Raw genomic sequence first — 22,423 nt, 5'->3', positions numbered from 1 at the left:
GTGATAGGCCCTTCCTATGTCTCTTCCTGCAATAAAAGACGATCTCACCGATTTTGAAATGGACCGCATGCTTGAGCGTGCGACCAGCGCTGCGAACTTCCTCAAGGCGATCAGCCACGAAGGTCGCCTGATGATCCTGTGCCATCTCGTGGATGGCGAAAAGTCGGTTACCGAACTCGAAGAACTGCTGTCTGCCCGTCAGGCTGCTGTGTCCCAGCAGCTGTCGCGTCTGCGTCTCGAAGGGCTGGTTGTGCCGCGCCGCGACGGCAAGACCATTTATTATAGTTTGGCAGATGACCGTCCCCGGCGTATCCTAGAGCGTGTTTACGAAGTTTTTTGCGATAGCGAGTAACTGACATCACGCTAAACTGCCGGCGCGTCTGGCCGTCATTGGACTTGGGAGGGCTCCGATGATCGATGGGATTTCCGACGCGGTTTTGGTCGCGTTGATTGGCGCATTCGGAGGCCTGCTTCTGGGCCTCGCGGCGCGGTTGGGCCGCTTTTGCACACTTGGGGCAATCGAAGATTTCTTTTACGGAGGAAGCGACATTCGTCTGCGCATGTGGGGCGTCGCCATTGGCGTCGCCGTCATAGGTGTGTTCGGATCAAGCGCTTTGGGAGTGTTTTCGCCAACCGCCGCCTTTTACCTAGATACGCGCTGGCTGCCTTGGGCCTCGATCATTGGGGGCGGCATGTTCGGCTATGGCATGGCGCTGGCAGGCAATTGCGGCTACGGCGCTCTGGCCCGCTTGGGCGGCGGGGATTTACGGTCCTTTGTGATCGTGGTTGTGGTCGGCATGGCCGCTTATGGCACACTCTATGGCCCCTTTGCTTTCGTCTTTGCCAAGCTATTTCCGCGAATCCCGACCGAGACACCGCAAGGGATCGCTCACGGTCTGTCCGAGGTGCTGCCCACCTCCCCCGCACTCATCGGCATGGTGATCGGAGCGGGTATTCTGGCCTTTGCCGTTTGGCCCGCTCATATGCGCGCCGAACGCAAAGCCATCATTTGGGGTGCTGTCGTCGGCCTTGCGATCCTGTCTGGCTGGCTTGGCACGGGCTATATCGCCGCGAACGGGTTCGAGGTCGTCCCGGTGGTCTCTCATAATTTCTCGGCACCCGTGGGCGAAGCGATGATCTACGCGATGCTCGGCGCAAACCATGCGCCGTCTTTCGCGGTGGGCTCGGTGATCGGAGTGTGGACCGGCGCGCTGATCGGCAGCTTCATGCTGGGACATTTCCGGTGGGAGGCCTGCGAGGATCCCCGCGAGCTTCGCCGCCAGATCATCGGTGCGGTTCTCATGGGCGTGGGCGCAGTGCTGGCCATGGGCTGCACCGTTGGCCAAGGACTGACCGCCATGGCCCTGCTCAGCTATTCCGCCCCCGTGACAATGCTGTCGATTTTTGGCGGCGCTGCTCTGGGCCTACGTCACCTGATCGAAGGCTTCGCGCCCGCCGAATGACCCTAAGCCGTTGCAGGCTTGGCGGCTTTGTCGCCCGAGCACAATGGCGTCATGGCGAGCATGGTCTCGAGCTCATGGTTGTTGCAGATCAGCGTATCCAGCGTGATCGTCTCCATGTGGGCATAGAATGCATCAAGCGCCGCAGCGATCGCGTCTTTCAGCCGGCAGGCATCGGTCAGCGGGCAGGTGTTGTCTACATCCGCAAAGCATTCGGCAACCGGCACATCGGCTTCGAGCAGGCGAAAGACCTCGCCAATCGAAATCTGCTCGGGCGACCGCGCCAAAGCCAATCCGCCCCCACGACCGCGTGTGGTTTCTAGAAACCCAAGCTGCGCGAGCTGGTTCACAATCTGGCCCAAGTGGTTTTCGGATGAATTGCAAGCCTCTGCGATATCGTGCTTAGTGACACGACGATCCATGTTCACAGCACAAAACATGAGCGCCCGAATGGCGATATTGGTGCGCTTGGTTATTCTCACAGAATGTCCCTCCGTCCGAAATCTGCAGTGACGCTATCACGGCGGGAATGATCGGGACTTGATGTAGATCAGATGTGTGTTTTCGCGAGATCCTCGAGAATGGGGCAATCGGGTCTGCTATCCCCCGCGCAGCACTGCACCAGCCGCGCCAGCGTGTCACGCATTTCGGACAACTCGCGCAGTTTGGCTTCGATCTGGTGCAGATGGCTTTGGGCAATGGCGCGCACATCTGCACTGCTACGTCCGTCGTCCCCCCAGAGGGCCAAAAGGTTACGGCAGTCCTCGATCGAGAAACCCAGATGCCGTGCCCGCCCGACGAAGGCCAGTTTGTGAAGATCATTTTCAGAGAACCGCCGGTAGCCATTTTCGCTCCGTGCAGGCGTGATCAGGCCGATGTCCTCGTAATAGCGGATGGTCTTGGCGGGCAGGTTCGTGCGGGCGGAAACGTCCTTAATGTTCATGCGCTTGCGCCCTGCCCCAAGGATACTTGGTTCAAGCGCAATGCATTGCCCAGAACGAATACACTGGACAGCGCCATCGCCCCGCCAGCCAGCATCGGCGACAAGGTAATGCCGAACGCAGGGAACAGGACACCCGCAGCCACAGGGATGAGCGCGATGTTATAGCCGAACGCCCAAGCCAAGTTCTGCCGAATGTTGCGCAGCGTTGCATGGCTCAGGGCAATCGCTTTGGGCACAGCCAGAGGATCGCCGGACATCAGAACGACATCAGCCGCCTCGACCGCCACATCAGTTCCCGTGCCAATCGCGATGCCAACATCAGCGCTGGCCAAGGCTGGCGCATCGTTGATCCCGTCCCCGACAAAGGCGATTTTTCCGAATTCTCTTTTCAGATCTTCGACCGCCTCGCGTTTTCCCTGGGGGCGGACGCCGGCAATGATGCGCGTGATTCCCAATTGCTTGGCGACGAAGTCAGCGGTGGCTTGCCCGTCTCCGGTGACCATCACAGGCTCCAGTCCCGTGGCGCGCAAAGACTGCACCGCATCCACTGCGCTTTCTTTGATGCGGTCTGCAACGGCGATCGCAGCGATCACCTCGTGTTCTCTGGAAACCCAAACCACTGTCTCGCCGCGGGCTGTGCGGGTATCGGCTTCTGCCTGCAGGTCTGCCGGAATCGAGCCGCCGACCCAAGCCGAGGTGCCAACGCGAATAGTGCGGCCCCCGACCTTTGCCTCGACGCCAGAGCCCGTTTCCGAAGTGAAGTCTTCTGCCTCAGCAATGCTGTCAGCGCCGCGCACAATGGCATGGGCGATCGGGTGCTCTGATTTTGCTTCGAGCGCAGCAGCCAAGGACAGCGCCTCTGCCTCTTGCACCCCCGCTGCGGGCAAGACTGCCGCCAGTTCGGGGCGCCCCTCAGTCAGAGTGCCGGTTTTGTCAAAGACGACGGCTTTGACCGACTGCAATTCCTGTAGGGCATCGCCCTTGCGGAACAGCACGCCAAGCTTTGCGGCCCGGCCCATCCCCACCATGATCGACGTTGGCGTTGCCAGCCCCATCGCGCAGGGACACGCCACGATCAACACCGCCACGGCTGCGATCAAGGCACGGGACAAATCAGGTCCAACCACCAGCCAGACAAGGAACGTCAGCGCTGCCACAACCAGAACCGCTGGGACAAACCACATGGTCACGCGGTCGATCAGAGCCTGCACGGGCAAACGCGCCCCTTGGGCGGATTCGACCATGCGGATGATCTGGGCCAGTGCCGTCTGGCTGCCAACCGCATCTGCACGCAAACGCAAAGCACCGTTCGTGTTCAACGTCCCCGCAGAGACCGTATCCCCTTCGGCTTTGGCAACAGGAACGGGTTCACCAGTCAGCATGGATTCATCCACGTGGCTCTCCCCCGAGAGCACAGTACCATCAACGGCCACACGTTCGCCGGGACGCAATTGCAAGGTATCCCCGCTCTGGATCTCGGCCAGAGGGCGCTCCTCGACCGAGCCATCAGGCCGTTCCACACGTGCGGTCTTCGGGCTAAGGTCCATGAGTGCGCGGATTGCAGCACCCGTGCGCCCTTTGGCCCGCGCCTCCATCCAGCGTCCCAGAAGGATCAGCGTACTGATCACCGCTGCGGCCTCAAAGTACACGCCGTGCCCTGCGACCGCCGCAGTCGACGGCAAAAAGGTCACCACCGTCGAGTAACCCCAAGCCGCCAGAGTTCCCAAAGCCACCAGCGCATTCATATCTGGCGCACCACGTACCAGCGCCGGAACACCAAGTTCAAAGAACCCACGCCCCGGCCAAGCCAGCACCAATGTGGTCAGAATGAATTGCAGGATCATGTCCCCGCGCATTCCCAAGGTCGCGTCGATCAGCCCCCCGAAACCGGGCAGCCAGTGGCGCCCCATTGCAAGGATAAACACAGGCAGAGTCAGCGCCGCAGACAGAATGAACTTCTTCCGGTATTGCGCTGATTTATCGACACCTTCCGCGGTCTCGTCCGTTCGTAGACGCGCTCCGTATCCCGCCTGTTTCACCATGGCGATCAGTTCAGTCGCAGACACACCGGAATAGACAGTGGCCCGCAGACGATCCTCTGCCAGATTGACCTTGGGCTCGACGACACCTTCGACACCGGACAGCGCTTTCTCGACTCGCAGAACGCAGGATGCGCAACTCAGCCCCTCCAGATCGAGCACGATCTCTTTTGTTTGCATAGGATATCCAGCACGGGCCAGACGCGCCTGGAGCGCCGCTGGATCAAACCCACTTTCGGTCGCGATCTCAAGGGTGTGGGTCGCAAAGTTAGTGTTCGCTTCCAGCACACCCGCCACTTCAGAGGCCGCCGCAGCAGAGCGCCGCGCGCAGCCCGCGCAATTCAATCCGGATAATTTGTACTGACGATGCATGACAAGAATCCTTTCTCTTGCCATCCATATAGGGGTTCCAGCTACTGGAAGCTCAATCCCCAAGGTCAACTTTTATTGGGGCGCGGCGATCTGAACACCGGCCTGCTCAAGCTTTGCGCGGACCGCGCGGGCCATATCGATCGCCCCCTGCGTATCCCCATGTAGACAAATCGTATCGACAGGTACGTCCACGCGCTGACATGATTGCGCGATCACACAGCGCTCTTGAACCATCTGCAGCACGCGCTCTGCAGCCTCAGCCGGATCATGCAGTACGGCCCCAGCCTGCCCGCGCGGCACAAGGGTTGCGTCATCCTGATAGGCGCGATCCGCAAAAATCTCGGCGCTGAAGCTCGCGCCCAACTGCTCAGCCGCGCGCTGTTGCTGAGTTCCGGCAATAACGAAAAGCCGCAAGTTGGGCGCAACAGTCATAGCCGCGCGATAGCACACCAGCGCCATCTCCAGATCTCTCGCGCACATGTTGGCCAGCGCCCCGTGCAGCTTTAGATGGGCCACCGGCACGCCTGCCGCTGCCGCCATCCCCATGAACGCGCCAAGCTGGTACTGCACCAGTACAGTTAACTCGGCCTCGGTGAGTTTCAGATCACGCCGCCCAAACCCTTGGAGATCGTCAAAGCCCGGATGCGCCCCGACAGCGACGCCCGCCGCCTTGGCCTGCGCAATGGTCTGAGCCATCACCACAGGATCGCCCGCATGAAAACCACATGCCACGTTGGCGCTGCTGATCACCTGCAGTAGCGCAGCGTCATCCCCCATGGTCCAAGGCCCAAAGCTTTCGCCCATATCCGCATTCAGATCGATGGTGGTCATTCCCAGCCCTCCGGATCAGTGGCCGACACAACACCGGACACCAAGGTATAAGACAGTAGATCATGGATCGTCTCTGGCGCACGCACGACGGGCGCAACCCGCCCGCGCAATGCCTTGGCAAAGTCCGCCTGCGCCGCACGCGCCGCCAGAGCCTGTTCCAACGTCACAAACTTGAACCGGATCTGCGCGCCAGCCGCCAACTGCGCAAATGCAGGCAGATCAGCGCTGATGACGGTCGCAATGCGGGGATAGCCGCCGGTTGTCTGCGCCTCGCGCATCAGGACATAGGGCGTGCCGTCCCCCGTGATCTGAATATCGCCAAGGCTGACAATCTCGGACGCTACGCTCAGCCCGTGGTCGGATTGCACGCCCTGCCCGTCAAACGACAAGGCGGCCCCCATCCGGCTCGCCCGAGCGGTTTTCACAAACACGGTTTGCTCCAGCCAAGCGCGCCCGTCCTCCCCGAACCAGCCGCTCTGGACAGACGGGATCACACGCACCTCGGTTGCAGTCGTCCGCCAGTTCGGCAAACCAAGTCCAGCCTCGGCTGGTTTGGGGTCCAATTCCAGCACATCCCCGCCAGTCATCGGTGCGCCAATTCCCGCTTGGATATGCGTGCTTTTGGAGCCAAACCGCTCTGGCACCTGCCATGTCCCTGCGACCGCCAAATAGCCATAGGCCCCTTCGGTCGCGGCCCCAATCTCCAGCTCAGCACCAGCCGGCCACGCGTGGATTTGCCCCCACGCCAAAGACGCACCGTCCAATTGAGCTTTCATCCGCGCGCCGGTCAGAGCGATGACCAGATCTCCGTCCGCCGTGTAGCGTCCGCCCATCTGTCCCATCTCAATCGCGCAGCCATCAAAACCAGCCCCGAGCAAGGCATGGGCCTCGGCCAAAGCCATGGGGTCCATCGCCCCCCCTGCCGACAGACCAAACGCCGACAGCCCGGTGCGCCCGCTGTCTTGCAAAGTGACCGAGGGCCCGGCGGACAGAACCTTGATCCGGGTCATAGCCGGTCCTCAAGCAACCCGCCGCCAGCGGCGAGATGATCGGCAAAGGCTTCTGGCCCCACAGGATCAAAGCGCAGAACGTCCCCTGCGCTCAGATACGGCCCCGACCCATCAGAATCAAATCCCCGCCATGCGGCCTGCCCGATCTGCCGCCAGCCGGTTCCCGAAGGTACGGCAAAAAGCACGATTTGCCGGATTGCTGCCGTAATCGCCCCAACCGGCACTTTCGGCGTCAAACCACTCTGCCGTGGCACATTCCAATGGGCAGGCAACTCCCCAAGATACGGCATTCCAGGCGCAAACCCCAAAGCCAGCACCCGAAGCGGTGTCGCGGCCAATTCATCGACCAGATCCGCTGCAGGCCGCTCAGCCAGATTTGCAAAGTCCTGTAACTGAGGCGCATATTCTGGTGCAAAGCAACTTGGCAACCGCCAAGCCCGCGCCGCCGGGGCCTCCACCTTAGACCAATCCTCTTGCCCCAACACATCGCGCAATGCCGCCTCGGCCCGCCCATGGGACAACAGCGCCGGATCGAAGCGCATAAACGTCGATTTCAGCGTCGATCCAACCTCGACCATCCCGTCCAGCCCCAACGCAGAAACAGCATCACGGCACGCAATCGCCGCCGCATTCGCCTGCATCGACAGGGCCGGCGCAAATTCCACCAGCAAGCCATCTTCGCCAAGGGGATAAAGAACAGGATCAATCTTCGTCATGGCGCGCAGCCTAGCCAAATCCTCAGGCGCCGCAAGCCATGGTCGCGCCCCTCAGTCTCCTGAAACACTAAGCTCTTTCTGCTTTGCAAAAATACTCACGGCCCGCCGCAATCCACAAAGAGCACCAAAAGAAAAAGGGCCCCGACCGTCACCAGCCAGAGCCCCTCTGATCTTATTCCGCCGCGTCCAGATACTCTTCCATCGGCGGACAGGTGCAAATCAGGTTCCGATCCCCGTGCACGTTGTCCACGCGGCCAACCGGTGGCCAGTACTTGTCCACACGGAAGCTGCCCGCAGGGAAGCACCCCGCCTCGCGGCTGTAGGGGCGATCCCAGTCGCCCACCAGCGATGCCACCGTGTGCGGCGCATGCTTCAGCGGGTTATTCTCGGCATCCATCTCGCCGCGCTCGATGGCCGCGACCTCTTCGGCGATGTCCTTCATGGCAAGGATAAAGCGGTCCAGCTCGGCCTTGGTTTCCGATTCCGTCGGCTCGACCATCAAGGTCCCTGCGACAGGAAAGCTCATGGTCGGCGCGTGGAAACCGTGGTCCATCAGGCGCTTGGCAACGTCATCGACGGTCACATGGGCGCGGTCGTTGAACGGACGCGTATCAAGGATACATTCATGCGCCACACGGCCCGAACGGCCTTTGAACAGAACGTTGTAATGGTCCTTCAGCTGGCTCGCGATATAGTTCGCCGACAGGATCGCGACCTTGGTGGCTTGCGTCAAACCCGCGCCGCCCATCGCCAGACAATAGGCCCAAGAGATCACGAGGATCGAGGCTGACCCCCATGGCGCACCGGACACCGGACCTGTCGCACCGCCCGTTTCGGGGTGGCCAGGCAAATAGGGCGCAAGGTGCGCTTTGACACCGATCGGACCCATGCCGGGGCCGCCACCACCGTGCGGAATGGCAAAAGTTTTATGCAGGTTCAGGTGGCTGACATCTGCGCCAATCTCTCCGGGTTTCACCAGACCAACCAACGCATTCAGGTTCGCGCCGTCCAAGTACACCTGCCCGCCATAGCGGTGGGTGATCGCACAAACTTCGCGCACGGTTTCCTCGTAAACCCCGTGGGTCGAAGGGTACGTGATCATGCAGGCCGCCAGATCATCGCCGGCCTTTTCAGCCTTGGCGCGGAAATCTTCGAGGTCGATATCGCCGTTCTCCAGCGCTTTGACCGCGACAACCTTCATTCCGCACATCTGGGCCGAGGCAGGGTTGGTCCCGTGGGCCGAGGTTGGGATCAGGCAAATCTTGCGATGCCCTTCGCCGTTGCCCTCGTGGTAGGCAGCAATGGTCAAGAGGCCCGCGTATTCCCCCTGCGCGCCCGAGTTCGGCTGCATGGACATCGCGTCGTACCCTGTGGCCATACACAGAATACGGCTCAGGTCATCGACCATTTCGGCAAAACCGGCCCGCTGATCATCAGGCGCAAACGGGTGGATCGAACTGAATTCCGGCCACGTGATCGGAGCCATCTCGACCGCCGCGTTTAGCTTCATAGTGCACGATCCCAGCGGGATCATCGCACGGTCCAAAGCCAAATCACGGTCAGACAGGCGACGCATATAGCGCATCATCTCGGTCTCGGCGCGGTTCATCTGGAAGATCGGGTGCGTCAGGAAATCGCTGGTCCGTACCAGATCAGCGGGCAAACGGTAGGCCTGATGAGCCTCATCGAACGTGCGGGTGATGCCAAAGGCTTCCCACAAACGTTCGATGGTTTCGCCGCGGGTTGTCTCGTCGACCGAGATACCGAGTTTGGTCGCGCCAACCTTGAGCAGGTTGATTTTACGGTCCAGCGCGGCCTGATAGATCACGCCCTGCATCGGGCCGACCTCGACCGTGATGGTGTCGAAGAAGGTGGTTGGCTCGGCGGTGAAACCAGCCTCTTCCAGACCTTCGACGAATTGCACGGCGACCGAATGGATGCGCTGCGCAATGGCCTTCAGACCTTTGGGACCATGGAACACCGCGTACATACCCGCGATCACCGCTAGCAGCGCCTGCGCGGTACAGACGTTCGAGGTCGCTTTCTCGCGGCGGATGTGCTGCTCGCGGGTTTGCAGGGACAGGCGGTAGGCGGGCGTGCCGTGGCTGTCTACAGACACACCGACAATCCGGCCGGGCATGGAGCGTTTGTACGCATCGCGGCAGGACATGTAGGCCGCGTGGGGGCCGCCCCCGCCAAGGGGCACGCCAAACCGCTGGGTGCTGCCCACAGCAATATCCGCGCCCATTGCACCCGGTTCTTTCAGCAGGGTCAGCGCCATGATGTCTGCAACCACGATGCCCAAGGCTTTGGCCTCGTGCAGGGCGTCCAATTGCGCGGTGAAATCGGTCAAGCCGCCATAGGTGCCTGGGTACTGGAAGATCGCGCCAAAGACCAGATCGGCCTCTAGATCGGCGGGGTCGCCGACGATGACCTCGATCCCCAAGGGTGCCGCGCGAGTTTGCATGACGGCGATGTTCTGCGGGTGGCAGTTTTCATCGACAAAGAACGCTTTCACTTTGGACTTCGCCAAACGTTCGGCCATGGCCATCGCTTCGGCGCAAGCGGTCGCCTCGTCCAGGAGCGAGGCATTGGCGATTTCCAGACCTGTCAGATCGCAGACCATGGTCTGGAAGTTCAAGAGCGCCTCAAGGCGGCCCTGCGAAATCTCGGGCTGGTAAGGCGTGTAGGCCGTGTACCACGCGGGGTTTTCCAGAATGTTGCGCTGGATCGCGGGCGGGATCACGGTGTTGTAGTAGCCCTGCCCGATCATCGAAGAGTGTACGGTATTCTTCTTGGCGATCTGGCGCAGGAACCATGTCAGCTCGCGTTCGGACTTGGGCGCGCCATATTCCAGCGGCTCGGCCTGACGGATGCTGGCGGGTACGGTTTCGTCGATCAGGGCATCCAGACTGTCTGCCCCCACCGCCTTCAGCATCTCGGACATTTCCTCTGGTGAGGGGCCGATATGACGACGGTTGGCGAAATCATAGGGATCGTAGTCGGTGGGGGTAAAGGTCATGTCAGCCTCAGCCTGCGTAGTCTTTGTATGCGCCTTCGTCCATGAAGCCGTCGATCACACTGGTGTCTTCTACTTTGATCTTAAAGAACCAAGCCGCGCCCAACGGGTCCTCATTCACGAGGCTGGGGTTGTCCACGATCGCGTCGTTCACTTCGACGATCTCGCCATCCACGGGCGCAGTGATGTCAGAGGCGGCCTTGACCGATTCAATCACAACGATCTCTTCGCCCTTTTCCACGTCGCTGCCCACCTGTGGCAGTTCGACAAACACCACGTCCCCGAGCTGGGTGCTCGCGTGTTCAGTGATGCCGACCACCAGCAGGTCGCCTTCGATCTTGAGCCATTCGTGGTCTTCGGTGAATTTCATCTCGGGGGTCTCCTACTGGCTTAGCGCTTGAAGTTATTGGGGACGAAGGGCAGGTCGACGACCTGCACTGGCATGCGTTTGCCGCGCACATCGCCAAACAGGCGCGTGCCGCTGGCCGCAAATTCTGTGGTGACATAGGCCATCGACATGGGCGCGTTTAGCGTTGGGCCAAAGGCACCGCTGGTCACTTCGCCGATCGGATCGGCGGCCTCTTCGCTGGCGTAGATCATGGTGTGGGCGCGCATGGGGGCGCGGCCTTCGGGCTGTAGGCCGACACGTTTCTTGGATGCGCCGTTGTCCAGCTGATCCAGAATGACCTCCGCACCGGGGAAGCCACCTGCCCGGTCACCGCCCGTCCGGCGGGATTTCTGGATGGCCCAGATCAGGTTGCCCTCGACCGGCGTGGTCTTTGGATCAATGTCGTTGCCGTGCAGGCACAGGCCTGCCTCAAGCCGCAGACTATCGCGGGCCCCCAGACCGATGGGCTCGACCGCCTCCAGCGCGATCAGGGCTTTGGCAAAATCGGTGGCGGTCGCTTCGGGGACCGAAACCTCGTAGCCATCCTCGCCCGTATAGCCGGAGCGCGAGACCCAGAGTTCGCCAAACGCACTATCGACCAAGGCGACGTCCATGAACTTCATATCCGGCAGCGCGGGCACGACCGATTTCAGAGCCTCTTCCGACGCGGGCCCCTGCAAGGCCAACAACGCGCGATCGGTGATCTCCTCGACTCCGTCCATATGGGCCTTCAGGTGGGCGATGTCCGCAGCCTTGTTTGCGGCGTTCACGACCAGCAGCAGATGGTCGCCGCGGTTGGCGAACATCAGGTCGTCCAGAATCCCGCCCTGTTCGTTGGTAAAGAATCCATAGCGCTGGCGCCCCTCGGCCAGACCCAGCACGTTCTGGGGGATCAGCGCCTCGAGCTTTTCAGCCGCATCGGCCCCGCGCAGGATCACCTGCCCCATGTGGCTGACATCGAACAGGCCAGCAGCGGCACGGCAATGCAGGTGCTCTTTCATCACGCCAAGGGGATATTGAACGGGCATGTCATAGCCCGCAAACGGCACCATCTTGGCACCCAGTTCCACGTGCAGGTCGTACAGCGGTGTGCGAAGCAGCTCGCTCATCTGTCCTCCGGTTCTTCCGGAGCGAACCTCCGGCATCGTGTTCCTGCGGGTTTCCCCACGCTCGATGCCCCCTCTGTCCTTGTCGCCTGAGATCGCTATCCCTTCGGCGGACGCTTTCGCGCCTCTCTCCAGAGTGTTCCAGTAGGCCGGTTCTTTTGCCTGAGAGTTTACCGGGGCGGTTGCTCCTTCGGCCCTGACATACGTCAGTGTCTCCCGTACCTGTCGTTTTTGATAGGCGAAGAGTCGATTACGCGCAACGGGATTCGTTAATTCCTGCTTCAGATTTCTTTGCACGCGCAGAAAGCATGAAAAAGGGCAGCCAAAGCTGCCCTATTCCAATCTGTCAGTGCAGGCCCTGTTACGGGGTCTGGTTATCCTCGTCGGCCAGTTTTGCGTCCTCGCGCAGTTCCAGCCACATGGCGTTCAACACCGCGAACAACGCGGCCAGAGGCAGGCCCAAGATCCAGGCAAAATACCACATGTGTCAGTCCTTTCTCAGTACAGGGTTTCGCCGTTGGCGGTGACGTCGTCCTCGGTCACCTTGCCCCAGAGGACAGAGTAAACCCACGAGGTGTACATCAGGATCAGCGGCATAAAGATCACCGTCGCCACCAGCATCACGAACAGTGTCAGATGCGAGCTAGAGGCATCCCACACGGTCAGAGAGCTGTCGGGATCGGTGCTGGACGGCAGGATGAATGGGAACATTGTCAGGCCCACGGACGAGATCACCCCGAGGATGCCCATCTTGGACCAAAGCATTGTGGTTGCCTCCCCGCCCGAGGTCAGGCCCCGCAGCGCCATCAGCATCCCGACAAAGCCCATGATCGGCGCAATCATGATCCAAGGACGATCGGAGTAAGCGCTCAGCCAAGAGCCGCCCTTGACCACGTCCGACATCAGCGGGTTTGACGGACCATCGGTGACCGCCGCATCGACAAAACTGTAGCCGTCGGTGATCAGCAAAAGCCACGCCCCCGCAACCGCGTAGCCAATGATCGCAACCACTCCGGCGGTAAAGCCATAGCGGCGGGCACGGGACTGGATACGGCCTTCGGTTTTCAGGTTCAGCCAAGCCGCGCCGTGCATGATCAGCATAGACAAGGACACCAAGCCGGTCAGCAGCGCGAAGGGGTTCAGTAGGCCAAAGAAGCTACCCTCGTAGATCGGCATCAGCGATGGGGTCAGGTGGAACGGCACACCGCGCAAGACGTTGCCCACGGCGACGCCAAAGATCAGCGCAGGCACTGCGCCGCCCGCAAAGAGGGCCCAGTCCCACGTGCTGCGCCATGTGGGCGACGGACGCTTGGACCGGTATTTGAACGCCACCGGACGCACGATAAAGGCACACAGGACAATGAACATCGCCATGTAGAACCCGCTGAAGGACACCGCGTACAAAGGCGGCCAAGCGGCGAAAATTGCGCCACCGCCAAGTATGAACCACACCTGGTTGCCTTCCCACACGGGGCCGACCGTGTTGATCACCACGCGGCGTTCGGTGTCCGTCTTGGCGACGAAAGGCAGCAACGCCCCCGTCCCCATGTCGAACCCGTCCGTCAGGGCAAATCCGATCAGCAGGACCCCGAGCAGGCCCCACCAGATCACGCGAAGCAGTTCGAAAGAAATCAGCTCATGAAGGATCATATCGATTACTCCGCCGGTGTGAATTCAGGCACATTGCCATCATGGGTGCGCAAGCGGTGCTCGTGCTTGGTCATCCATTCGTCGGTCACTGCGACGTCCTGCGTCGGGCCCTTTTTGATGTATTTGATCATCAGGCCCATCTCGACGACGAACAGAACGGTGTAGAACAGCGCAAAGCCTGCGATGGTCAGCAAGAGCTGCGTGACGCTCAGGTGGCTGACAGACAGCGCGGTGGGCAGAATGCCGTCCACGGTCCAAGGCTGGCGGCCATACTCGGCCACGATCCAGCCCATCTCGGCCGCGATCCAAGGCAACGGGATTGCCGCCACCGACAGGCGCAGGGCCCAGCGGGGATAGTCCATGCCTTTGAACGAACTACGGACAAAGAAGTAACCGTTGATCAGGATCAGCGCCATGCCAATACCGACCATGATGCGGAAGGCCCAGAACATCGGCCACACATGGGGCACAGTGTCGTTCGCGGCCATAACGATCTGCTCTTCGGTCGCGTTGCGCGGGTCATCCACGTAGCGCAGCAGCAGGAAGGCGTAGCCCAGATCGTCGCTATGCTGCTCGAATGTCTCCAGGACATCTGCGGGCGTGTCTTGCATCTGCTCTTGGATGGTCATCAGCGCGTCATAGGCGATGATACCCGAACGCACTTGTCCTTCGGCCTGTTCGACCAGTTCCGCGATGCCGGGGATTTCCTCGGTCAGCGAACGGGTGCCGATGATGCCCATCACATAGGGGATGTGTATGGCGTACTTGGTTTCGCGCGCTTCCTGATTGGGGATACCCACCAGCGTAAAAGGTGCGGGTGCCTCTTCGGTTTCCCACATGGCCTCGATCGCGGCCAGCTTCATCTTCTGGTTCAGGCCGGCGTCATAGCCGCTTTCGTCCCCCAGAACGACGACCGAGATTGCCGAGGCCAGACCAAACGACGCCGCAACGGTGATTGAGCGGCGGGCCAGTTCAATGTGGCGCCCCTTGAGCAGGTACCACGCCGACACGCCCATCACGAACATCGCTGCGGTCACGTACCCCGCAGAAACGGTGTGTACGAATTTCGCCTGCGCGACCTCATTGAAGACCACGTCGAAAAAGCTGGTCATCTCCATCCGCATGGTCATCGGGTTGAATTCCGCACCCACGGGGTGCTGCATCCAACCGTTCGCAATCAGGATCCAGAGCGCCGAGAAGTTCGAACCAATCGCCACCAGCCAAGTCACCATCAGGTGCTTGACGCGGCTCAGCTTGTCCCAGCCAAAGAAAAACAGGCCCACAAACGTCGCCTCGAGGAAGAAGGCCATCAGACCCTCGATCGCCAAGGGCGCGCCGAACACGTCGCCGACATAGTGGCTGTAGTAGGCCCAGTTCATGCCGAACTGGAACTCCATTGTAATGCCCGTGGCCACGCCAAGGACAAAGTTGATCCCGAAGAGAGTCCCCCAGAATTTGGTCATCTGTCGCCAGATCGGACGACCGGTCATGACATAGACCGTCTCCATGATCGCAACGAGGATCGAAAGACCCAGCGTCAGCGGCACGAACAGAAAGTGATAGAGCGCCGTCATTGCAAACTGCAATCTGGACAGCTCTACGACATCGAGTTCCATTGTCTGCTCCTGAATACGCGGGCAAACCTATCCCGCAGATTAAGATTTATGAGAGGACATATCCCATAGTCGGAATGCATCGGTCCTTGATCTGGGTCAAAACCTAAATCGAAGATTAAGCAATTAGAATGTGGTATTTCATCGCAAAGTGATGACGCGATTTGCAAGCGCACGATCGCAAAAGCGGTGGCTCGAAATCAAGATAGCTGACTGCGGTAAGTAATTGCGAATACCTCGTAAAACCGCAGTTGCCGTTGCTTCGTCCAGTCCTTCGGTAGGCTCGTCGAGCAGGATCACAGGCGGTCGACCCGCGATCAGGCGCGCCAGTGCGACACGGCGCCGCTCTCCGCCAGAGAGGGCAGTGCCGCGCGATCCTAGACGGGTCTGCAAGCCATCGCGCTCCTGTGCGAAACGGGTTAGCTCGACCGCCTCGAGAACCTCCCAAGCCTCGCTCTCGGACAGATCCGCAGCCCCAAGACGCAGGCTGTCCATCAAAGTTCCGTCCATCACTGTGGCCCGCTGGGGCAGATAGCCCAGACGGCCGCGAAAATCCTCTTCGCTGTAGTCATTCAGAGGATGCCCGCCGATACAGACCTCTCCGCCATTGGCTGGCAAAAGGCCCGCAATCACGTTCAGAACAGTGGTTTTTCCAACGCCGGACGGCCCCGCCAGCAGCACCATCTCTCCGGCCTCGACGGTTAGGGACAACGTGTCGACCAATGGTTCGATCCGGATACGGCGCAGGTCTAGCGGGGGAACGATCATCGGCTTGGCCTGAACCTTCTGGCTCGGGTCGATCTGGTGCTCTGGGATGTCATCCATCACGCGTCTTGCCGAATCCGCGATGCGTCCGAACTCTGAAATCCCACGCGCCAAGGGCATCACAGTCTCGGACAAGGCCAAGGATGCCAGCACCCCAAGCGTCGCAAGCGGCGTGGACAGATCCCCGTTGCTGACCGACGAAAAACCAAGAAGCATCGCGCCGGCGACAGTTGTTTGCACCATAACGGTCACCCAGAATTGGGCGGCACGCTCGACTGAGTCGCGGCGCATACGCGCTTGGCCCAAGGCCAAGGATGCACGGCCGATCAAGGAAATCTGGCCATCGATTGCGTTGTAAACGGTCAGGTCCGCGCGCGCAGCAAAGGCGTCATTGGACCGCGCCCTAACGGCCTGCAACGCACGCTCGGCACGGCGGGCAGCGGGCAACGCTTCGGGGCCAAACCGCCTCCCGATGATCAGACTTCCCAAGCCATATAGCGCTCCGACCCAAGCGGCGAGGCTCCAGCCCGCGAACAAGCCCAGTCCCAAAACGGACAGCACTAATGTTATCGCCCCGGCGACCGCAGGCAGGAACAGGCGCAGCGTCACCCCGTCCAAAGCATCCACGTCTGCAATCATGCGGTTCAAAGCAGCGGCGGCCCGCGCACGTTCCAAACGGCGCAAGGGCTGTGCCATGAGCCCCTGCAGCAAGCGCAGGCGCAACGTGACGAGCGCCTTGAGCGTTGCGTCATGGGTCAGGAGCCGTTCGCCGTAGCGCGACGCCGTCCGCCCAAGGGCAAGGGCTCGCACACCCGCGCTAGGCTTGAAGACGTCAAAGACCAAGCCGGTCCCCGCCAGACCCGCCGCTGCGGCCGCGGCGATGAACCAGCCCGACAGCGCCAACAGCCCAACTCCGGCCAAAAGCACCAGTATCGACAGGGCACCGCCCCGCCAGATCGCGCCTCTGGCGGATTGCAGGCATATACCAAGCACTCGTTTCAAAGAGGTCATCAGCAGGCCTCCTTGGGGTCCGGCGAGATTTGCAGATCGCAGGCCGTCATAAGCGCAGGATCATGGGTAGCGATCACCAAGAGCTTGCCTTGCGCACGAAGGTCCAGCAGCGTCCGACGCACAGCCGCTGCTGTTTCTTCGTCCAAGTCAGCCGTGGGTTCATCCACCAGAAGCACATCAGCCCCTGCCAACAATGCCCGCGCCAAGGTAAGGCGCCGCGCTTCGCCTCCAGACAGCCCAGCGCCTGTTTCCCCAAGCATCTCGTTCGTGCCATGGGGCAACCGACGAATCTGCTCTAGGATACCTGCGGATTTGAGCGCGGCCTCGACCTGCGCGGTGTCGGCCTCTGGCGCTGCGAGTTTCACATTTGCCAGTACCGAGGCTTTCACGAAATGAGGGGATTGCGGCATCCAGCCAAGTCGCGTGCGCCAGCTCTGTGCAGTTTCCTCTGCGAGCACGATCCCAGCAACTCGGATATCCCCAGTGTGCGCGGGGATCAGACCCGCAATCGCAGAGAGCAAGGTCGTCTTGCCCGCGCCGCTGCCACCAGAAATCGCCAGCGCCTGCCCTGCCTCGACCGTCACATCAGGGTAGCGAATAATGCTCTCGCCGACACGCAGCGCGAGGGCGTGGATCGCGATCGACGCCTTATCGTGCAGCTTGACCGCATTTCCCTGCCCGCCAAGCACATGCTCTGCATCGGCGTCATTCCAGGCCACAACCTCGGCTGCCACGGCCAGAGCGGCAGCACGATCATGCCAAGCCGCCGACAGATCCCGCAGCGGTGCAAAAAACTCCGGAGCAAGGAGCAGCAGGAACACGCCGGACCAAACAGACAATGGTGCGCCATAGGTGCCGAACTGCAGCTGGCCCAAGAGCGAGAACCCGACATAGACCGCCATCATGGCCACACCGAGCGCAGCAAACAACTCTAGCGCGGTCGAGGTCAGGAATGCGATCCGCAGAACAGCCATGGTGCGGCTTTTCAGATCATCGGCGGCTTCGTGGAAATCCTTCAGCACAGTGCTTTCCGCGCCCAAAAGACGGATGTCGATCAGGGCACCGATCCGCTCGGACAGCAGCGCACCAATGGTCGACATCTGATCCAATTGGCGCGCGCTGGCCTGCTGTGCCGCCATGCCAACCAAAGCAGAGAAAACGGGGATAAGTGGCCCCGCGACCAAAAGGATCGCGCCAGCCACCCAAGACTGTGAGAACGCAATCACAAGCAAGACCAATGGAACCACCATCGCCCGCTTTCGCGCAGGTCCGTAACGCAGGATAGCGGGGCGCAACATCTCTAGCTTTTCCGAAACTAGACTTGCCAGCGATGCTGGGGCGTCACTGGCGCGTCGGGTCAACTCTTGCTCTATGATCGCATCGCGCAGAGTTCCCACGTGCCGCTCGGCCAAATCCGTCAGGCGAGCACTCGCCCATCGCTCTGCTCCGGCACGCAACAGGCCCAGCGCCAGAAGTGCAGCCGCCGCTACCGCGACAAACTCCGGTTCAAGCGATTCAGCCACGCCCCGTGCCACGACTGTGGCAATCAGAGCGGCCTGTCCAATCCAGACCAAAGCTGCGGCGACCAGAACCGTTTCTGCGGGTCGGTCTTGCGGGGCAGCAATCTGTTTTGCTGTGTCGAAGATGTTCATTCTGTTCAGCTATCTTGCCCATCGGCCAAGAACAAGCCGCACATATGCGACATACCGCACTAGGCCCGTCTCCACGCCGTGGCAGAGCGCTCCCAACGCTGAACGAGAGCGTATTCGATCACCAACATCAGCGCGGTAAAACTCAGGGCATAGGCCAGCACGGTCGCCGTATCGAAAAGCTGGAAATAGAGGTGGATTTGAAAACCAACGCCGTTGGAACGCCCCAAAAACTCGACCACCAAAACGATTTTCCATATAACTGCCAGCCCGTTACGGGTCGATGCTGCCACAAAAGGTCCAAGCTGCGGCCAGATCACATGGCGCAACCGCGCGTGCAAAGGCATCCGGTAGATTTGCGCCATTTCCCCCACGCCCTTGTCCAAGGCACGCACCCCCTCGCGGATCGTCACGGTGACCATCGCGAACTTGTTCAGGGCCACCGCAAAGATTGCAGCGACCTCATTCAGGCCAATCCACAAGTAGCACAGCACAATGATGACCAGAGCAGGCACGTTCAGAAGAACCGTCACCCAAGGATCAAGCCACAGGTTCAGCCTCTCTGACTGTCCCAAGACCAAGCCCAGCAAACCGCCTCCGACCATCGCCAAAGCAAAGGCCATCAACACGCGTTGCAGGGTCGCTCCCATATGGAACCAGAGCTTCCCGTTAGAGGCATGTTCCGCGATGACGGATAGAACTTCGGACGGATATGGCAAAACCATCGGGTCAGCCGTCAGAGACGCCGCCATCACCCACACGCCAAGAAGCGCCATCAGCGAGATTGCTGTGATGCCAGATTTCCCCATCCGGTTTCTCCTCCCGTTTGGCAGTCAGCCTAGTCGAAGCCTACCACATCCTGTCCCGCGACCAAGGTCGCATAGGGCATCAAAAAGATCAGTGCTTAACCTGCACTTTATGGGAGTTCTACGGAGAGTCATGGCCGCGCTTGCGTGGCTGTTCATTGCGCATTGCGCCAGCGCCGAGGGCTTGCCCCGCGAGCGCATCGAAGACTTTATCGTCCCGCCCATGTCCTTGGGCGAGGCGCTGAATGACAAGGGCGTCTGGCAACTGCTGAACTCTGGCGGAGCCGAGACAGGCTATGTCTTTGAAACCTCGGTCATGGCCCCTTTGCCCGGCTTCTCCGGCGCGCCGATCAATATACTGGTGGTGCTGGACCTCAACGGGCGCTTCATGGACGTCAAACTGATCGAGCATAACGAGCCGATCTTTGTCTCTGGTCTGGGAGAGGCACCTTTCCGTCAATTCCTAGAGCAATATCGAGGGCTCTCAATTTCTGACAACATGGTCGTAGGCACCCCATATGGTGCAGGAGGCGATGGCGGGCAGCTGGTCTATCTGGATGGCGTGACCAAAGCCACCGCGTCGGTCCGGATTGCCCACGAAAGCATTTTGGCCGCCGCCCTGCAGGTCGCCCGCGAAAAGATGCAAGGCATCTCGGCGGGTCCTCCTACCCTGCCCGATCTGTCGATTGACGAGCCTCTGACTTGGCAGGATCTCGTAGACCAAGACCTGATCCACCGCGTCACCTATACCAACGCCGAAGTTCAACAGTTGTTCGAGGGGACGATCTGGCAGGATGACGACCCAGAGGCTCTGGACGATCCCGAAGCCCTGTATCTGGACCTGTGGGTCGCCGATCTGGGGCCGCCCTCGATTGCCCGTGCTGTCTTGGACGAGGATACCTACGAGGAACTCCAGTATTTCCTGTCGATCTCGACATCTGACGCACCGATCCTGATGGTCGAGACTGCCCGCCACGGGCTGGTGACCGAAGACTTCGTGCGCAACACCTCGCCCGATCTGATCGCAGTGCACCAAGATGGCCTGCCCGTGGCGATGCGCGACGCGGACATCTTTGTGACTTTGGCCGATGATGCGCCGGACGCCCTGCACGACGGCACTGCCATGATCTTGCGCACCGACCGCCGTCTCGGCTTTGATCCAACCCGCGACTGGCTGCTCTCTATTCAGGCGCAACGACAGCACGGCATGTTCCAGCCGGAAACGGGCTCGGTCTCTTTGGACGCGACCCTATCAAGCCCCGAGCGGTTCTATACCCGCCCCGCCGAAGTCCGCCGTCTGTCCCCGTTCGAGGAAGCTATCCGCAGCCGCCAGACCGACCTGATTGTCCTGGGCATCGCGATGGCCGCACTGATCCCAGCGCTCTTGGTCGGCCAATCGTGGCTGGCCGCCCGCAAGCTATTTACCCCAATCCGACTAGCCGTTCTGGCTGGCGTTCTGGGCTTTGTCGGATGGTGGGGCCAAGGACAACTGAGCATCGTCACGCCCCTCGCCACGCTGCAAACGGCGTTGGCAGGCGGATCCTATGCGTTCCTGCTGTATGACCCGTTTGGCCTTGCTGTGTGGGTTGCCGCGATTGTCGGTTTCGTCCTGTGGGGGCGCGGGCTTTTCTGTGGCTGGCTCTGCCCGTTTGGTGCACTGCAGGAGTTTGCCCACCAAATCGGTCGGTTGCTGCGCCTGCCCCAGATCACCGTCAGCGCCACATGGGACCAGCGCCTGAAGTCGGTGAAATACATCGCCTTGGCCGGATTGGTCGCAGTCACCATCTTTGCCCCCGCCCATATGGACAAAGCCGCCGAGATCGAGCCATTCAAAACCGCGATCACCACGTTTTTCATCCGCGAATGGTACTACGTGGCCTATGCCGCGATTTGGCTGGTGCTTGGCCTGTTCGTGTTCAAAGGGTTCTGCCGTTATCTCTGTCCGCTCGGTGCGCTGATGGCGATCGGCGGCGTCCTGCGCCTCCGCCGCTGGATTCCTCGCCGCGAAGACTGCGGATCGCCCTGCCAGCTGTGCCGTGTGAAATGCAATTACGGCGCCATCAAGAAGACCGGAGAAATCCAGTACTCCGAATGCTTCCAGTGCCTTGATTGCGTGACCATCCATGACGACCCAAAGCAATGCGTGCCCCTGATCCTCGCCGCAAAGTCGCAAAATCGCCGCCCACAACCGGAGGCCGCCGAATGAACCGTCGCCGTTTCCTGACGCTTTCTGCTGCGTTTGCCTGTGCGCCCGCTCTGGCCCGTGCGGATACGTGGTCCGGTATCGCGCTTGGAGCAGAGGTCAGCGTGACGCTTTATGGCCCACCAGAACAGACGGGACCGATGTTGTCCGCCATCCCGCGCAGATTGCGCCAGATCGAGCAGACCTTTTCGCTGTATGAGTCTTCTGACCTGACGCACCTGAATGAACGGGGCTCGGCCGAGATGTCCCCCGATTTCGCGCATCTGATTGACCTGTGTGATCAGGCGCACAGCCTGACAGACGGCCTCTTTGACACGACGATCCAGACCCGTTGGACCAACCCACAAGCAAGGACAGGCTGGCAGCACACCACGCGGAACGGACGCCATCTGACCCTTGGCGCGGGCCAAAGCCTGACCCTGAATGGCATCGCCCAAGGCCATGCCACCGACCTGATCCGCGCGGACCTGCTGGCGGCGGGCGCGGATAAAGCCCTGATCAACATCGGGGAATATGCGGCGCTCTCTGGCCCATTCCATCTGGGGATCTCTGACCCAGTCCAAGGCATTGTCGGGCAGACCAGCCTGACAGGCACCGCCGTTGCGACCTCGAGCCCCTCGGCCACTCTGATCAACGGCGCCCCCCACATCACAGGCCCGAATGGCGAGTACCCGCTGTGGTCCACCGTCAGCATCACCGCAGACAGCGCGGCCATGGCCGATGCCCTATCGACAGCGGCCTGCATGATGCCCCTGACCGCCCTGCGTGCCCTGAAACGGCAAGCGAACCTGCACAAGATCACCGTTGTAGACGCAGACGGAAACCTACGGACGCTATAACGC

General features: G+C 60.8%; 19 protein-coding genes and 1 riboswitch. Of the genes, 4 read left to right on the top strand and 15 right to left on the bottom strand.

Translation table 11 applies throughout. The features are described 5' to 3' along the window. The first annotated feature begins 16 nt into the window (after positions 1 to 16). Complete coding sequence (locus tag AB9K37_RS13780) at positions 17 to 352, top strand: helix-turn-helix transcriptional regulator (RefSeq protein WP_072706665.1); 336 nt, start codon at positions 17 to 19, stop codon at positions 350 to 352. A gap of 58 nt (positions 353 to 410) precedes the next feature. Continuing rightward, positions 411 to 1,463, top strand: a complete 1,053-nt coding sequence (locus AB9K37_RS13775; RefSeq protein WP_369839860.1) for a YeeE/YedE family protein — start codon at positions 411 to 413, stop codon at positions 1,461 to 1,463. A gap of 2 nt (positions 1,464 to 1,465) precedes the next feature. On the opposite strand, the gene AB9K37_RS13770 is transcribed toward AB9K37_RS13775, so the two are convergent. From AB9K37_RS13770 to AB9K37_RS13700, 15 genes are all read right to left on the bottom strand, one after another. Next, positions 1,466 to 1,942, bottom strand: coding sequence for an Rrf2 family transcriptional regulator (locus tag AB9K37_RS13770; protein WP_369839857.1), 477 nt, complete (start codon positions 1,940 to 1,942; stop codon positions 1,466 to 1,468). 68 nt (positions 1,943 to 2,010) lie between these two features. Further along, positions 2,011 to 2,403: a Cu(I)-responsive transcriptional regulator gene (gene cueR / locus AB9K37_RS13765; RefSeq protein ID WP_369839855.1), complete on the bottom strand. Its 393-nt coding sequence runs from the start codon at positions 2,401 to 2,403 to the stop codon at positions 2,011 to 2,013. Further along, complete coding sequence (locus AB9K37_RS13760) at positions 2,400 to 4,814, bottom strand: heavy metal translocating P-type ATPase (RefSeq protein WP_369839852.1); 2,415 nt, start codon at positions 4,812 to 4,814, stop codon at positions 2,400 to 2,402. Before AB9K37_RS13760 ends, cueR begins: the two co-directional genes overlap by 4 nt. Positions 4,815 to 4,886: 72 nt before the next feature. Then, the gene (locus tag AB9K37_RS13755; protein WP_369839849.1) at positions 4,887 to 5,645 is read right to left on the bottom strand and encodes a LamB/YcsF family protein; all 759 of its coding nucleotides are present in this window, start codon (positions 5,643 to 5,645) and stop codon (positions 4,887 to 4,889) included. After that, the gene (locus AB9K37_RS13750) at positions 5,642 to 6,655 is read right to left on the bottom strand and encodes a biotin-dependent carboxyltransferase family protein (RefSeq protein ID WP_369839846.1); all 1,014 of its coding nucleotides are present in this window, start codon (positions 6,653 to 6,655) and stop codon (positions 5,642 to 5,644) included. Before AB9K37_RS13750 ends, AB9K37_RS13755 begins: the two co-directional genes overlap by 4 nt. After that, positions 6,652 to 7,371: an allophanate hydrolase subunit 1 gene (locus AB9K37_RS13745; RefSeq protein ID WP_369839843.1), complete on the bottom strand. Its 720-nt coding sequence runs from the start codon at positions 7,369 to 7,371 to the stop codon at positions 6,652 to 6,654. Before AB9K37_RS13745 ends, AB9K37_RS13750 begins: the two co-directional genes overlap by 4 nt. A 172-nt stretch (positions 7,372 to 7,543) precedes the next feature. Continuing rightward, positions 7,544 to 10,393, bottom strand: coding sequence for an aminomethyl-transferring glycine dehydrogenase (gene gcvP, locus AB9K37_RS13740; RefSeq protein WP_369839840.1), 2,850 nt, complete (start codon positions 10,391 to 10,393; stop codon positions 7,544 to 7,546). A 7-nt stretch (positions 10,394 to 10,400) separates the two neighbouring features. After that, positions 10,401 to 10,760 (bottom strand): glycine cleavage system protein GcvH, encoded by a 360-nt coding sequence (gcvH, locus tag AB9K37_RS13735; RefSeq protein ID WP_369839837.1) that lies wholly within the window; start codon positions 10,758 to 10,760, stop codon positions 10,401 to 10,403. Positions 10,761 to 10,780: 20 nt separating this feature from the next. Beyond that, on the bottom strand, positions 10,781 to 11,887 hold the full coding sequence (gene gcvT, locus AB9K37_RS13730; protein ID WP_369839834.1) for a glycine cleavage system aminomethyltransferase GcvT: 1,107 nt from the start codon (positions 11,885 to 11,887) through the stop codon (positions 10,781 to 10,783). Between the two features lie 138 nt (positions 11,888 to 12,025). Then, a riboswitch (glycine riboswitch) is annotated at positions 12,026 to 12,113 on the bottom strand. Between the two features lie 132 nt (positions 12,114 to 12,245). Next, the gene (gene cydX, locus AB9K37_RS13725; RefSeq protein ID WP_072706676.1) at positions 12,246 to 12,368 is read right to left on the bottom strand and encodes a cytochrome bd-I oxidase subunit CydX; all 123 of its coding nucleotides are present in this window, start codon (positions 12,366 to 12,368) and stop codon (positions 12,246 to 12,248) included. Between the two features lie 14 nt (positions 12,369 to 12,382). Further along, positions 12,383 to 13,534, bottom strand: coding sequence for a cytochrome d ubiquinol oxidase subunit II (cydB, locus tag AB9K37_RS13720; RefSeq protein WP_369839831.1), 1,152 nt, complete (start codon positions 13,532 to 13,534; stop codon positions 12,383 to 12,385). A gap of 5 nt (positions 13,535 to 13,539) precedes the next feature. After that, on the bottom strand, positions 13,540 to 15,150 hold the full coding sequence (locus tag AB9K37_RS13715) for a cytochrome ubiquinol oxidase subunit I (RefSeq protein WP_369839828.1): 1,611 nt from the start codon (positions 15,148 to 15,150) through the stop codon (positions 13,540 to 13,542). Positions 15,151 to 15,288: 138 nt separating this feature from the next. After that, entirely contained in the window at positions 15,289 to 16,923 is a 1,635-nt protein-coding gene (locus tag AB9K37_RS13710; RefSeq protein WP_369839825.1) for an amino acid ABC transporter ATP-binding/permease protein, read from the bottom strand. Further along, entirely contained in the window at positions 16,923 to 18,575 is a 1,653-nt protein-coding gene (cydD, locus tag AB9K37_RS13705; protein ID WP_369839822.1) for a thiol reductant ABC exporter subunit CydD, read from the bottom strand. The genes AB9K37_RS13710 and cydD overlap by 1 nt, the downstream gene beginning before the upstream one ends. Before the next feature lie 59 nt (positions 18,576 to 18,634). Next, the gene (locus tag AB9K37_RS13700; protein ID WP_369839819.1) at positions 18,635 to 19,381 is read right to left on the bottom strand and encodes an ABC transporter permease; all 747 of its coding nucleotides are present in this window, start codon (positions 19,379 to 19,381) and stop codon (positions 18,635 to 18,637) included. 130 nt (positions 19,382 to 19,511) lie between these two features. Here AB9K37_RS13700 and AB9K37_RS13695 point away from each other — a divergent pair, with 130 nt between their 5' ends. Both AB9K37_RS13695 and AB9K37_RS13690 read left to right on the top strand, forming a co-directional pair. Beyond that, entirely contained in the window at positions 19,512 to 21,584 is a 2,073-nt protein-coding gene (locus AB9K37_RS13695; RefSeq protein ID WP_369839816.1) for a 4Fe-4S binding protein, read from the top strand. Beyond that, a complete protein-coding gene (locus AB9K37_RS13690; protein WP_369839813.1) occupies positions 21,581 to 22,420 on the top strand; it encodes an FAD:protein FMN transferase in 840 nt (279 codons plus the stop codon). The genes AB9K37_RS13695 and AB9K37_RS13690 overlap by 4 nt, the downstream gene beginning before the upstream one ends. The last annotated feature ends 3 nt before the right edge of the window (positions 22,421 to 22,423 follow it).

It is taken from the genome of Donghicola sp. XS_ASV15 (genome assembly GCF_041224595.1).
In the GTDB taxonomy this organism is placed as follows: domain Bacteria; phylum Pseudomonadota; class Alphaproteobacteria; order Rhodobacterales; family Rhodobacteraceae; genus Donghicola.
Note: the sequence above shows the minus strand (reverse complement) of the source record. Positions and strands in the feature narration are given on the sequence as shown.

Excerpts from the sequence above, each read along its gene's own strand:
- gcvT (WP_369839834.1), bottom strand. The coding sequence starts at position 11,887 with ATGAGCGAGCTGCTTCGCACACCGCTGTACGACCTGCACGTGGAACTG.
- AB9K37_RS13750 (WP_369839846.1), bottom strand. The coding sequence starts at position 6,655 with ATGACCCGGATCAAGGTTCTGTCCGCCGGGCCCTCGGTCACTTTGCAA.
- AB9K37_RS13695 (WP_369839816.1), top strand. The coding sequence starts at position 19,512 with ATGGCCGCGCTTGCGTGGCTGTTCATTGCGCATTGCGCCAGCGCCGAG.
- cydD (WP_369839822.1), bottom strand. The coding sequence starts at position 18,575 with ATGAACATCTTCGACACAGCAAAACAGATTGCTGCCCCGCAAGACCGA.
- AB9K37_RS13755 (WP_369839849.1), bottom strand. The coding sequence starts at position 5,645 with ATGACCACCATCGATCTGAATGCGGATATGGGCGAAAGCTTTGGGCCT.
- AB9K37_RS13775 (WP_369839860.1), top strand. The coding sequence starts at position 411 with ATGATCGATGGGATTTCCGACGCGGTTTTGGTCGCGTTGATTGGCGCA.
- gcvP (WP_369839840.1), bottom strand. The coding sequence starts at position 10,393 with ATGACCTTTACCCCCACCGACTACGATCCCTATGATTTCGCCAACCGT.
- AB9K37_RS13715 (WP_369839828.1), bottom strand. The coding sequence starts at position 15,150 with ATGGAACTCGATGTCGTAGAGCTGTCCAGATTGCAGTTTGCAATGACG.
- AB9K37_RS13780 (WP_072706665.1), top strand. The coding sequence starts at position 17 with ATGTCTCTTCCTGCAATAAAAGACGATCTCACCGATTTTGAAATGGAC.
- AB9K37_RS13690 (WP_369839813.1), top strand. The coding sequence starts at position 21,581 with ATGAACCGTCGCCGTTTCCTGACGCTTTCTGCTGCGTTTGCCTGTGCG.
- AB9K37_RS13710 (WP_369839825.1), bottom strand. The coding sequence starts at position 16,923 with ATGACCTCTTTGAAACGAGTGCTTGGTATATGCCTGCAATCCGCCAGA.
- AB9K37_RS13760 (WP_369839852.1), bottom strand. The coding sequence starts at position 4,814 with ATGCATCGTCAGTACAAATTATCCGGATTGAATTGCGCGGGCTGCGCG.
- cueR (WP_369839855.1), bottom strand. The coding sequence starts at position 2,403 with ATGAACATTAAGGACGTTTCCGCCCGCACGAACCTGCCCGCCAAGACC.
- gcvH (WP_369839837.1), bottom strand. The coding sequence starts at position 10,760 with ATGAAATTCACCGAAGACCACGAATGGCTCAAGATCGAAGGCGACCTG.
- AB9K37_RS13745 (WP_369839843.1), bottom strand. The coding sequence starts at position 7,371 with ATGACGAAGATTGATCCTGTTCTTTATCCCCTTGGCGAAGATGGCTTG.
- cydB (WP_369839831.1), bottom strand. The coding sequence starts at position 13,534 with ATGATCCTTCATGAGCTGATTTCTTTCGAACTGCTTCGCGTGATCTGG.
- AB9K37_RS13700 (WP_369839819.1), bottom strand. The coding sequence starts at position 19,381 with ATGGGGAAATCTGGCATCACAGCAATCTCGCTGATGGCGCTTCTTGGC.
- cydX (WP_072706676.1), bottom strand. The coding sequence starts at position 12,368 with ATGTGGTATTTTGCCTGGATCTTGGGCCTGCCTCTGGCCGCGTTGTTC.